This is a genomic window from Streptomyces sp. IMTB 2501 (assembly GCF_001953885.1).
Classification (GTDB): Bacteria; Actinomycetota; Actinomycetes; order Streptomycetales; family Streptomycetaceae; genus Streptomyces.
This window is the reverse complement of record NZ_MQUS01000012.1, coordinates 36,318-48,344: the sequence shown is the minus strand read 5'-3', so window position 1 is coordinate 48,344 and position 12,027 is coordinate 36,318. Positions and strand designations below refer to the sequence as shown.

General features: G+C 69.3%; 10 protein-coding genes. 4 read left to right on the top strand and 6 right to left on the bottom strand.

All coding sequences use genetic code 11. From position 1 onward, the window contains the following. Window positions 1-164 precede the first annotated feature (164 nt). On the top strand, window positions 165-1,166 hold the full coding sequence (locus AV521_RS21420) for a TerC/Alx family metal homeostasis membrane protein (protein WP_076090083.1): 1,002 nt from the start codon (window positions 165-167) through the stop codon (window positions 1,164-1,166). An 80-nt stretch (window positions 1,167-1,246) separates the two neighbouring features. After that, on the top strand, window positions 1,247-2,347 hold the full coding sequence (locus tag AV521_RS21415) for a calcium:proton antiporter (RefSeq protein ID WP_076090082.1): 1,101 nt from the start codon (window positions 1,247-1,249) through the stop codon (window positions 2,345-2,347). Window positions 2,348-2,369: 22 nt separating this feature from the next. On the opposite strand, the gene AV521_RS21410 is transcribed toward AV521_RS21415, so the two are convergent. Continuing rightward, entirely contained in the window at window positions 2,370-3,641 is a 1,272-nt protein-coding gene (locus AV521_RS21410; protein WP_076090081.1) for an MFS transporter, read from the bottom strand. A 209-nt stretch (window positions 3,642-3,850) separates the two neighbouring features. Here AV521_RS21410 and aroQ point away from each other — a divergent pair, with 209 nt between their 5' ends. Then, window positions 3,851-4,324: a type II 3-dehydroquinate dehydratase gene (gene aroQ / locus AV521_RS21405; RefSeq protein WP_076090080.1), complete on the top strand. Its 474-nt coding sequence runs from the start codon at window positions 3,851-3,853 to the stop codon at window positions 4,322-4,324. A 30-nt stretch (window positions 4,325-4,354) separates the two neighbouring features. Here aroQ and AV521_RS21400 read toward each other — a convergent pair whose 3' ends face one another. The 5 genes from AV521_RS21400 to AV521_RS21380 form a co-directional block, all read right to left on the bottom strand. Then, window positions 4,355-5,113 carry an amino acid ABC transporter ATP-binding protein gene (locus AV521_RS21400; RefSeq protein ID WP_076090079.1) on the bottom strand — a complete coding sequence of 253 codons (759 nt, stop codon included), beginning with the start codon at window positions 5,111-5,113 and terminating at the stop codon, window positions 4,355-4,357. Next, on the bottom strand, window positions 5,110-6,045 hold the full coding sequence (locus AV521_RS21395; protein WP_076090078.1) for an amino acid ABC transporter permease: 936 nt from the start codon (window positions 6,043-6,045) through the stop codon (window positions 5,110-5,112). Before AV521_RS21395 ends, AV521_RS21400 begins: the two co-directional genes overlap by 4 nt. Beyond that, entirely contained in the window at window positions 6,042-6,941 is a 900-nt protein-coding gene (locus AV521_RS21390) for an ABC transporter substrate-binding protein (RefSeq protein ID WP_076090077.1), read from the bottom strand. Before AV521_RS21390 ends, AV521_RS21395 begins: the two co-directional genes overlap by 4 nt. A 347-nt stretch (window positions 6,942-7,288) precedes the next feature. Further along, complete coding sequence (locus AV521_RS21385) at window positions 7,289-7,945, bottom strand: MBL fold metallo-hydrolase (RefSeq protein WP_076090076.1); 657 nt, start codon at window positions 7,943-7,945, stop codon at window positions 7,289-7,291. A gap of 45 nt (window positions 7,946-7,990) precedes the next feature. After that, window positions 7,991-8,677 carry a maleylpyruvate isomerase family mycothiol-dependent enzyme gene (locus AV521_RS21380; protein WP_076090075.1) on the bottom strand — a complete coding sequence of 229 codons (687 nt, stop codon included), beginning with the start codon at window positions 8,675-8,677 and terminating at the stop codon, window positions 7,991-7,993. Window positions 8,678-8,901: 224 nt separating this feature from the next. Here AV521_RS21380 and uvrA point away from each other — a divergent pair, with 224 nt between their 5' ends. Then, window positions 8,902-11,928, top strand: coding sequence for an excinuclease ABC subunit UvrA (gene uvrA, locus AV521_RS21375; RefSeq protein WP_076090074.1), 3,027 nt, complete (start codon window positions 8,902-8,904; stop codon window positions 11,926-11,928). Window positions 11,929-12,027: the final 99 nt, after the last annotated feature.

The window sequence follows — 12,027 nt, the reverse complement described above, 5'->3', positions numbered from 1 at the left end:
GATTGGGGTACTGTTTTCCGTACGGAGGGGAGTACTCCCTGACTGCGGCGCACCCGTCAGTACGGACCGGTTCCGGTCCCGGGGCGTCGGCCCGTGGCGGGTGGAAGAGACCTCCGGCAGCGACGACGCTGACGTGTTTGCCGTGACGTAATGCCGGAGGTGCAGTGGAAGTCTCCGTGACCCTGTGGGTCCTGACCATCGTGGGTCTCGCCGTCCTGATCGCGGTCGATTTCCTCATCGGGCGCAAGCCGCATGAGGTGTCGATCAAGGAAGCCGGTATCTGGACCGTTGTCTGGATCGCCCTGGCCGGGCTCTTCGGCCTCGGCCTCCTCCTCTTCGGCGGCGGACAGCCGGCCGGCGAGTTCTTCGCCGGATTCATCACCGAGAAGTCGCTGAGCGTCGACAATCTCTTCGTCTTCGTCCTGATCATGGCCAAGTTCGCGGTGCCCACGCAGTACCAGCAGCGCGTCCTGCTCGTCGGCGTGCTCATAGCCCTGGTCCTGCGGGCCGTCTTCATCGCAGGGGGAGCCGCGATCATCGCCGGCTTCTCCTGGGTGTTCTACCTCTTCGGCGCCTTCCTGATCTGGACCGCCTGGAAGCTCATCCAGGAGGCCCGCGCGGACGAGGAGGACGAGGAATACGAGGAGAACAAGCTACTGAAGGCCGCGGAGCGCAGATTCGGCGTGGCCGACCGGTACCACGGCACCAAGCTGTGGATCCAGCAGAACGGCAAGCGGGTCATGACCCCGATGCTGGTCGTGATGCTCGCCATCGGCACCACGGACGTCCTGTTCGCCCTGGACTCCATCCCCGCGATCTTCGGTCTGACCCAGGACCCGTACATCGTCTTCACCGCCAACGCCTTCGCCCTCATGGGTCTGCGGCAGCTGTACTTCCTCATCGGCGGCCTGCTGAAGAAGCTGGTCCACCTCTCGTACGGCCTGTCGGTCATCCTCGGCTTCATCGGCGTCAAGCTGGTGCTGCACGCCCTGCACGAGTCCGGCGTCCACGTCCCCGAGATCAGCATCCCGGTCTCGCTCGGCGTGATCTGCGCGGTCCTGGTCGTGACCACCATCACCAGCCTGATGGCCACCAGGAAGCAGGCCGCCGCCGAGGCGGCGCACAGCAGTGGCGAAGGCGCCCCGAGGGACACCATCGACGCCTGACCAAGCCCGGGGCGGAAAGGAGGCAAGATATCCGAAAAGAATGGAATGCGAATCCTGTACGTCTCTGCGACGATCGCGGCATGATCACTCGGCTTCGGTCGCTGACCCGGCAATGGACGATCCTCGTGCCGGTCCTCGCGATCGTCCTGCTGGCCTTCACCTGGGGCCGTGAGCTGCCGGGCGCGGTCGTCGCGCTGGTGACCCTGGTGCTCGCCGGCTCCGTCCTGGCGGCCGTGCACCACGCCGAAGTCGTCGCCCACCGCGTCGGCGAACCCTTCGGGTCCCTTGTGCTCGCCGTCGCCGTCACGATCATCGAGGTGGCCCTGATCGTCACTCTCATGGCGGACGGTGGCGACAAGAGTTCCACCCTGGCCAGGGACACCGTCTTCGCCGCCGTGATGATCACCTGTAACGGCATCGTGGGCCTCTGCCTGCTCGTCGCCTCCCTGCGGCACGGCACCGCGGTCTTCAATCCCGAGGGCACCGGTGCGGCTCTGGCGACCGTGGCGACGCTCGCCACGCTCAGCCTGGTGCTGCCGACCTTCACCACCAGCAAGCCCGGACCCGAGTTCTCCCCGGTGCAGCTGACCTTCGCTGCGGTGTCGTCACTGATTCTGTACGGCTTGTTCGTGGCCACTCAGACCGTGCGCCACCGCGACTACTTCCTGCCGATCACCAGGCAGGGCGAGGTCATCACCGCCGACGACCACGCCACACCGCCGTCCGCGCGTACCGCCTGGATCAGCCTCGGCCTGCTCGGCCTGGCTCTGATCGGAGTGGTGGGCCTGGCCAAGGGCGTGTCGCCCACCATCGAGTCGGGAGTGGAGGCAGTCGGCCTGCACCACGCCGTCGTCGGTGTGATCATCGCCCTGCTCGTCCTGCTGCCGGAGACGATCGCCGCACTGCGCTCCGCACGCCGCGACCGGGTGCAGACCAGCCTCAACCTCGCTCTCGGCTCGGCCATGGCCAGCATCGGCCTGACCATCCCGGCCGTCGCCCTCGCCTCCGTCTGGCTGTCCGGACCACTCGTCCTCGGCCTCAGCCCGACCCACATGCTGCTGCTCGCGCTGACCGTCGTGGTCAGCTCCCTCACGGTGGTGCCCGGGCGGGCCACACCGCTGCAGGGCGGAGTCCATCTGGTGATCTTCGCGGCCTACCTGGAACTGGCGGTCAACCCATAGCCGTCCGCCCGGCCTCGGCCGGTCAGCCCGTCGCCGGCTCCACAGCCGGTACGGACACCGGGCGGGTCTCGGGCAGCAGGGCGAAGCACGCGAGACTGAGCAGCGCGACGCCCGTGAGATAGGCGCCCACGCTCCAGGGGACCCGCCCGCTGTGCTCCGCGAGTGCCGTGGCCACGATCGGGGTGAGGGCGCCGCCCAGGACTCCGCCGAGGTTGTAGCCCACCGCGGCGCCCGTGCAGCGCACCCGCGCCTCGTACAGCTCCGGCAGATAGGCGGCGATCACCGCGAACATGGTGATGAAGGAGACCAGGGCGCCCAGGATGCCGAGGAACATCAGCAGTGGCTGGCCGGTGGCCAGCAGCGCCACCATCGGGAGCATCCACACGCAGCAGGCCGCACAGCCCGTCAGGCACATCGGCCGGCGCCCGTAGCGGTCGCCCAGCAGCGCCATGAACGGCGTGAGAGACGCCTTCACCACCACCGCGGCCATGACACAGGTCAGCATCACCGTCCGGCTCACCCCGAGCCGCTCCGTCGCGTACGCCAGCGACCAGGTCGTCACCGCGTAGAAGACCGCGTACCCCGCGGCCAGTGCCCCGGCCGTCAGCAGCACCAGCCGACCGTGATGCCGTACGACCTCGGCGAACGGCACGCGCGCGTGGTCGTCGATCTCCAGAAACCGAGGACTCTCGGCGAGCGAGGAGCGCAGCCACAGCCCGCCCAGCGCCAGCGCACCGGCCGCCCAGAACGGCACCCGCCACCCCCAGCGCGCGAACTCCGCGTCGGACAGCGTCGCCGACAGCGCGAGCACCACCCCGTTGGCGAGCACGAACCCGAGTGCGGGCCCCACTTGCGGAAAGCTGGACCACAGGGCGCGTCGCCCGGGCGGTGCGTGCTCGGCGGTCAGCAGCACCGCCCCACCCCACTCCCCGCCGAGGCCCAGACCCTGCAGAAAGCGCAGCACGAGCAGCAGCGCGGGCGCGGCGACGCCGATCGACCCGTACGACGGCAGGCAGCCCACCGCGACCGTCGAAGCGCCCGTGAGCAGCAGCGAGAGAACCAGTACCGGCCGCCGGCCGCGCCGGTCGCCGAGGTGCCCGAACAGCACCGAGCCCAGCGGGCGGGCCACGAACCCCGCCCCGAACGTCGCGAACGCCGCCAGCGTCCCCGCGAGCGGCGAGAACGTCGGGAAGAACAGCGGCCCCAGGACCAGGGCGGCCGCCGTGCCGTAGACGAAGAAGTCGTAGAACTCGATCGCGGTCCCCGCGAGGGAGGCCGCAGCGAGCCGCAGCATCGACGGCGTGCTTACGGTGCGTGCAGGTGCCATGCTGCGTCAACTACCCACGGTGATCATGGGTTACGGGGGCGTGCGGAGGTGATGAAGCGACCGGAGTGTGCGCCGAGGCGACGGCGCGCGCGGCTCGTCGTCCGCTGTGGCCACCGTGATAGACCGGGTGCGAGCGGCGGTCGTAGGCGTACCGCCCCGAACGGACCGGAGGAACCGTGCCCCGCACCCTGGCCAACGCCCCGATCATGATCCTCAACGGGCCCAACCTGAACCTGCTCGGCCAGCGCCAGCCCGAGATCTACGGCAGAGACACGCTGGCCGACATCGAGGCGCTGTGCGCCAAGGCCGCGGCCGCGCACGGTGGCACGGTGGACTTCCGGCAGTCCAACCACGAGGGAGAGTTGGTCGACTGGATCCACGAGGCGCGGCTGAACCACTGCGGGATCGTCATCAACCCCGGCGCCTACTCCCACACGTCCGTCGCGATTCTGGACGCACTCAACACCTGTGACGGCATGCCCGTCCTGGAGGTGCACATCTCCAACATCCATCAGCGCGAATCGTTCCGGCACCACTCCTACGTCTCGCTGCGCGCGGACGGCGTGATCGCCGGATGCGGAGTGCAGGGCTATGTGTTCGGCGTGGAGCGCGTGGCCGCCCTGGCGGGCGCGGCCCGGGCCGACGCGTAGCCGGAACCGGCGGCCCGGGCCACCGCGCCGCTACAGCCGGCCCGCCTCCACGATCCGTCGCAGGAAGCGCCGCGTGCGCTCCTGCTGCGGGTCACCGAAGACCTGCTCGGCGCTGCCGCGCTCCAGCACGACTCCACCGTCCAGAAAACAAACCTGGTCGGCGACGTCCCGCGCGAAGCCCATCTCGTGTGTCGCCAGCACCATGGTCATGCCGTCGTCCTTCAGCCCCCGGACCACCTCCAGCACCTCACCCACGAGTTCGGGGTCCAGTGCCGCCGTGATCTCGTCCAGCAGCAACAGCCGGGGCCGCACGGCAAGTGCCCGTACGATCGCCACACGCTGCTGCTGACCGCCGCTGAGCCGGTCGGGGTAGGCATCCGCCTTGGCCCCCAGTCCGAGGCGCTCCAGCAGCTCCCTGGCCCGTTCCTCGGCCTCCGCGCGGGATACGCCGTGCACCCGGCGCGGGGCCAGTGTGATGTTGTCCAGGACGCTCATGTGCGGGAAGAGGTTGTACGCCTGGAAGACCACGCCGATCCGGCGCCGCACCGCGTCCTGGTCGACGCGCGGATCGGTGATCTCCTCGCCGTCCAGCCAGATCGCGCCGTCGTCGATCTCCTCCAGGAGGTTGGCGCAGCGCAGCAGCGTGGACTTGCCCGAGCCGGAGGCACCGATCAGAGCGGTCACCGTGTGCTGCGTGACCTCCAGACCGACGTCCCGCAGCACGACGGAGCCGCCGAAGGTCTTGCGGACGGACTCCATGCGCAGGACGGGCGCGTCTGCGTCGCTCATAGCGATCCTCCCTGGGCCCGCTGCCGGTCCATCCGGGCCGTCACCCAGTCCGTGAGGCGGGTCATCGGAATGGTCAGCGCCACGAACACCAGCCCCGCGACGATGTACGGCGTGTAGTTCAGACTGCGGCCCACGATGATGTCGGCGGCCTGCACGGCGTCCACCGCGCCGCCGATCGACACCAGACCGGTGTCCTTCTGCAGCGACACCAGGTCGTTCAGCAGCGGCGGCACCTGACGCCGTACCGCCTGGGGGAGGACGACGTAGCGCAGGGCCTGGCGGTTGGTCAGGCCCAGCGAGCGGGCCGCGGCGCGCTGTGAGGGGTGGATCGACTCGATGCCGGCCCGGAACACCTCGGCCACGTACGCCGAGTACGTCAGCGTCAGCGCCGTACCGCCCAGGAGCACCGGATCGACCGTGACGCCCTGCAGCCGCAGCGCCGGGACGCCCAGGACCACGATCATCAGGTTGATGATCAGCGGGAGGCCGCGGAAGAAGTCGGTGTAGGCGGCCGCCAGCACTCGCAGCGGAAAGAACACCGGGCCGCGCAGGGTGCGGGCGATCGCGATCAGCATGCCGAGGACCAGGACGGCGACGCCGCAGATCGCGAGCAGGCGGACGTTCAGCCACAGCCCTTCGAGGACCTTCGGCAGCGCCTCGCGCGCGTACTGCGCGCTGAAGAAGGTCTCCTTGGTGCGCGGCCAGCCCGGCGCGTTGACCACGACCAGGTACAGCACAACGGCTGTGACCAGGGTGGAGAGCGCCGCGATGGCCGTGGCGCGGCGGGCACGCGCGCGTTTGTAGCGCTCGCGTTCCAGCCGCCGTTCGGAGGGCGCGTAGCCATCACCGGTGGCGTCGTCGGTGGCGCCACCGGTGATGCCGTCCTTGCCGCCGGCCCCCTCCTGGGCCGACTCGCCCTTGGTGACCGTCACTTGAGCACCGGGGCGTGGGCGGCGTCGGAGAGCCACTGCTTCTCGAGCTTCGCCAGCGTGCCGTCCTTGCGCAGGGCGTCCACGGCGTCGCTCACGCACGAGGTCAGCGCGCTGCCCTTGTCCAGCACCAGCCCGAACTGCTCAGGCGTGCCGCCCTGGTTCTCGAACTGGCCGACGATCTTCGCGTTCGTCACCTCGGCCGAGGTGATGTAGAACGCGGTCGGCAGGTCGACGACGATGGCGTCGACCTGGCCGTTCTGCAGCGCCGACTTGGCCTGGTCGTTCTTCGCGAACGCGGCGGCCTCCTGCTTGGGCTTCACCACGTCGGTGATGTAGGCGAGGCTCGTGGTGCCCACCTGGGCGCCGAGCTTGAGGTCCTTCAGGTCCGCGATGCTCGTCGCCTTGGCCGCCTTGCCTCCCTTCAGCGCGATGACGGCCTGGCGCACGTCGTAGTAACCGGAGGAGAAGTCGACGGCCTTCTTGCGCTCGGCGCTGATCGACACCTGGTTGATGTCGAAGTCGAAGGTCTTCACGCCGGGCGCGAACGCCTTGTTGAACGGCACGCTCTGCCAGACGACCGCGCTCTTGTCGTATCCCAGCCGGCGGGCCACGGCGTAGGCGATCGCCGACTCGAAGCCCTTGCCGTTGGCCGGCTTGTCGTCCTTGAACCAGGGCTCGTACGCCGGCTCGTCCGTCGCGATCGTCAGCTTCCCGGACGTCCTGGAGGCCAACTTGCCCTTGGCGCAGCTCTTCGAGGCCGAGCCGGAGGGGCCGGCCGACGCGTTGCCCTCGGGCTGCGGAGCGCAGCCGACAGCGGTGGCGAGCAGGGCTACGGTGGCGGCGGTCAGCGCACGGCGCAAGGTGCGGGGACGCGGAGCGCGGGGGGCGAGATGCATGGCGGGAGATTGACAGCCGGCCCTCCGTTTGTCCAGGTCACAGCCGCAACTGTTCGCATAGTGGGAGCGGGTGTTGCAGTCGTGTGAACGGCAGCTGTGTCAACGACGCGCACACCGCGGCTCTTTGGCCAGGGCCGCCGGTCGAGGGCGGGATGGGAGACCGGCGGCCCCACCGCACAGGAGCCGTCATCCTCTGCGGCGCTGCTCCCAGTTGACCGCGCGACGGGGCGCGCCGGGAGCGCGCACGCGCCCCCGACGTGTGCGAAAAGTTCACACGGGGCGCGCGCGATGAAAACGCTCCTGGCGTTCACCACCCGTGCCCGGCGCTCACCGCTCGCGCCGGGCGTTCACCAACCGCGCGCGTGCCACTCCGGCAGATGCGGCCGCTCCGCTCCCAGCGTCGTGTCGTTGCCGTGTCCGGGATATACCCAGGTCTCGTCCGGGAGAGCGTCGAAGATCTTCGTCTCCACGTCGTGGATCAGACTGGCGAAGGCCTTCGGATCCTTGCGCGTGTTGCCGACGCCGCCCGGGAAGAGGCAGTCGCCGGTGAAGACGTGCGGGTGGCCGTGCGGGTCGTCGTAGACCAGCGCGATCGAACCCGGGGTGTGCCCCACGAGATGCCGCGCGGTGAGTTCCACCTGCCCCACCCTGATGACGTCTCTGTCGTTCACCAGGACATCGGTGGGCACCGGGATACCCGGGGCGTCCTCCCGGCCGGCGTATGTACGCGCGCCCGTGGCGGCGACGACCTCGGCGAGGGCCTGCCAGTGGTCGCCGTGCTGATGCGTGGTGACGACGGACGCGATGCCGTCGTCACCGATCATGCCGAGGAGCGTCTCCGCCTCGTTGGCCGCGTCGATCAGAAGTTGCTCGTCGGTGGCCCGGCAGCGCAGCAGATAGGCGTTGTTGTCCATCGGGCCGACCGCGATCTTCGTGATCATCAGGTCTTTCAGCTCATGCACATCCGCCGGTCCGCCGACCCTGACCTCTCCGGTGTACGTCATGGTGATCAGCCTATAGCGGAGAGGGGCCCGCGGGCCGCCGGCGGCCTACAACGGAGGCAGCTTCGGCAGCGCGCCGTTCGCGGTCAGACGGGAGCCGTCGCGCCGCCCGGCGAGCCAGCCCAGCAGGTCGGCGGCCGTGCCCTCGACCGCGACCGGTCCGCCCGCCGCGCCGCCGCCGGTGGTCCAGGTCCGGCCGTCGCCGGCGGTGAGGCCGGTCGAGGGCACCTCCTTGTGCCCGGCGAAGCGGTCCGCCAGGAAGTCGATCTCGCGCTCGGCGAACTCCGCCGGGACATCCTCCAGCTCGTATCCGATGCCGAGATCCACATGGTGCAGCTCGACCTCGGCCCACCGCCGGAACGGCACCCGGGACGCCGAGTCGGTGACCCCGTTGCGCAGCTCCACCGTGCGCGTCCAGTCCGCCGGCGCGTCCCCCGCCGACTGGAAGCGGGCCGTGCTCTCGCGCAGGTCGGCGAGCTGGGCGTCGAGGGGGCGCGGGGCGTCCCGTTCGATGTCGGCGTCCCGCGCCTCGGCGCTCGCGTACATGGGGCGGCCCTCGAGAACGTTCACCAGCGCGTCCGCGTTGCGGGCGAGGTGGGCGAGGACGTGTCCGCGGGTCCAGCCCGGGAGCCGTGACGGCTCGGCGAGCGACGCGTTGTCCAGTTTGGCGACCGCGGTGAGGAGCAGCTCGGTCGCGTCACGTACACATGCCAGGTCATGAGCGTGATCAATCATGAGCGTGACACTAGCCCGGCCACACCTTTGGGTGAAGGTGGTGAACCTCGTCCGCTAATCGAAAGCACGTGCTATATCGTCGGAGGCGGCGTCGGGCATGCTGGATGGCCGGAGGTTGTTATGCAACCGGGCAATCCGACCGGCGTTGTCAGTGGCTCCCCCTAGTCTGAAGAAGCACGGGGGCCCCGCCCCTGTCACTTCTCTCAAGAAAGGTGCGGACCGGCGTGGCCGACCGTCTCATCGTCCGTGGCGCGCGCGAGCACAACCTGAAGAATGTGTCGCTCGACCTGCCTCGTGACTCGCTCATCGTCTTCACGGGCCTGTCCGGGTCGGGCAAGTCCTCCCTGGCCTTCGACACGATCTTCGCGGAGGGCCAGCGCCGCTACGTGGAATCGCTCTCCTCGTACGCCCGGCAGTTCCTCGGCCAGATGGACAAGCCGGACGTCGACTTCATCGAGGGCCTGTCCCCGGCGGTCTCCATCGACCAGAAGTCGACCTCGCGCAACCCGCGCTCGACGGTCGGCACCATCACCGAGGTCTACGACTATCTGCGTCTGCTCTTCGCACGCATCGGCAAGCCGCACTGCCCGCAGTGCGGCCGCCCGATCTCGCGCCAGTCGCCGCAGGCCATCGTGGACAAGGTCCTGGAGCTGCCTGAGGGGAGCCGCTTCCAGGTGCTGTCCCCGCTGGTGCGCGAGCGCAAGGGCGAATTCGTCGATCTCTTCGCCGACCTCCAGACCAAGGGCTACTCCCGCGCGCGCGTGGACGGCGAGACGATCCAGCTCTCCGACCCGCCGACGCTGAAGAAGCAGGAGAAGCACACCATCGAGGTGGTCGTGGACCGCCTCACGGTGAAGGACTCCGCCAAGCGCCGCCTCACCGACTCCGTGGAGACCGCCCTCGGCCTGTCCGGCGGCATGATCGTGCTCGACTTCGTCGACCTCCCCGAGGACGACCCCGAGCGCGAGCGCATGTACTCGGAGCACCTGTACTGCCCGTACGACGACCTGTCCTTCGAGGAGCTGGAGCCCCGCTCCTTCTCCTTCAACTCGCCCTTCGGCGCCTGCCCCGAGTGCACCGGCATCGGCACGCGCATGGAGGTCGACCCGGAGCTGCTTGTCCCGGACCCGGACAAGTCCCTGGACGAGGGAGCCATCCACCCCTGGTCGCACGGACACACCAAGGACTACTTCGGCCGCCTCATCGGCGCCCTCGCGGACGCCCTCGGCTTCCGCACGGACATCCCGTTCGCGGGCCTGCCCCAGCGCGCGAAGAAGGCCCTGCTCTACGGCCACAAGACCCAGATCGAGGTCCGGTACCGCAACCGGTACGGCCGCGAGCGTGTGTACACCACGCCCTTCGAGGGCGCGGTGCCGTTCGTGAAGCGCCGGCACAGCGAGGCCGAGAGCGACGCCAGCCGCGAGCGCTTCGAGGGCTATATGCGTGAGGTGCCCTGCCCCTCCTGCGAGGGCACGCGTCTGAAGCCGATCGTCCTCGCGGTCACGGTCATGGAGAAGTCGATCGCCGAGGTCTCCGCGATGTCGATCAGTGACTGCGCGGACTTCCTGGGCCGACTGACGCTGAACGCCCGGGACAAGAAGATCGCCGAGCGAGTCCTGAAAGAGGTCAACGAACGGCTCCGCTTCCTGGTCGACGTCGGCCTGGACTACCTCTCGCTGAACCGCGCGGCCGGCACGCTCTCCGGCGGCGAGGCCCAGCGCATCCGCCTGGCCACCCAGATCGGCTCCGGCCTCGTCGGCGTCCTGTACGTCCTGGACGAGCCGTCCATCGGTCTGCACCAGCGGGACAACCACCGGCTGATCGAGACCCTCGTCCGGCTGCGCGACATGGGCAACACCCTCATCGTCGTGGAGCACGACGAGGACACCATCAAGGTCGCCGACTGGGTGGTGGACATCGGCCCCGGCGCCGGTGAGCACGGCGGCAAGGTCGTGCACAGCGGCTCCCTGACGGAGCTGCTCGCCAACACCGAGTCGCAGACGGGCGCGTACCTCTCGGGCCGCAAGGCGATCCCGCTGCCGGACATCCGCCGTCCCCTCGACCCGTCTCGGCAGCTCACGGTGCACGGCGCCCGTGAGAACAACCTGCAGGACATCGACGTGTCCTTCCCGCTGGGCGTGTTCACGGCCGTCACGGGCGTGTCCGGATCCGGCAAGTCGACGCTGGTCAACGACATCCTCTACACGCACCTGGCCCGCGAGCTGAACGGCGCGAGGAACGTCCCCGGTCGCCACACACGCGTGGACGGCGACGACCTGGTCGACAAGGTCGTGCATGTCGACCAGTCGCCGATCGGCCGCACCCCGCGCTCCAACCCGGCGACGTACACCGGTGTCTTCGACCACATCCGCAAGCTGTTCGCCGAGACCACCGAGGCGAAGGTCCGCGGCTATCAGCCCGGCCGCTTCTCCTTCAACGTCAAGGGCGGCCGCTGCGAGAACTGCGCGGGCGACGGCACGATCAAGATCGAGATGAACTTCCTCCCGGACGTCTACGTCCCGTGCGAGGTCTGCCACGGCGCCCGGTACAACCGGGAGACCCTGGAGGTCCACTACAAGGGCAAGTCCATCGCCGACGTGCTGAACATGCCGATCGAGGAGGCCACCGAGTTCTTCGAGGCGGTCCCGGCCATCTCCCGGCATCTGAGGACACTGAAGGACGTCGGCCTCGGTTACGTCCGCCTCGGCCAGTCCGCCACCACCCTCTCGGGCGGTGAGGCCCAGCGTGTGAAGCTGGCCAGCGAACTGCAGAAGCGGTCCACCGGGCGCACGGTCTACGTCCTGGACGAGCCGACCACCGGTCTGCATTTCGAGGACATCAGCAAGCTGCTGAAGGTCCTCGGCGGTCTGGTCGACAAGGGCAACACGGTCATCGTCATCGAGCACAACCTCGACGTGATCAAGACCGCCGACTGGATCGTGGACATGGGTCCGGAGGGCGGCGCCGGCGGTGGCCTTGTGGTCGCCGAGGGCACGCCCGAGGAGGTCGCCGGGGTTCCGGCCAGCCACACCGGCAAGTTCCTGCGCGAGATCCTCGGCGCCGACCGCATCAGCGACGCGGAACCGGTGAAGGCTCCGCGTGCCACCACGGCCAGGAAGACGGCCGCGGCGAAGACGGCGGCCAAGAAGACCGTGACAGCCAGGGCCAACAACACGGCGACCAAGAAGGCCGCCACGGCCACCAAGAAGACGACGCCCGCGAAGAAGACGACGCGAGCACGCAAGGCCTGACACACCACCAAATAAGCGGCGCCCCGCGGGAACTCCCCGCGGGGCGCCGCTCGTTCCACTATCAGCCACCCCGGCCCTGCGGTCCGACAGGCCCCCGTA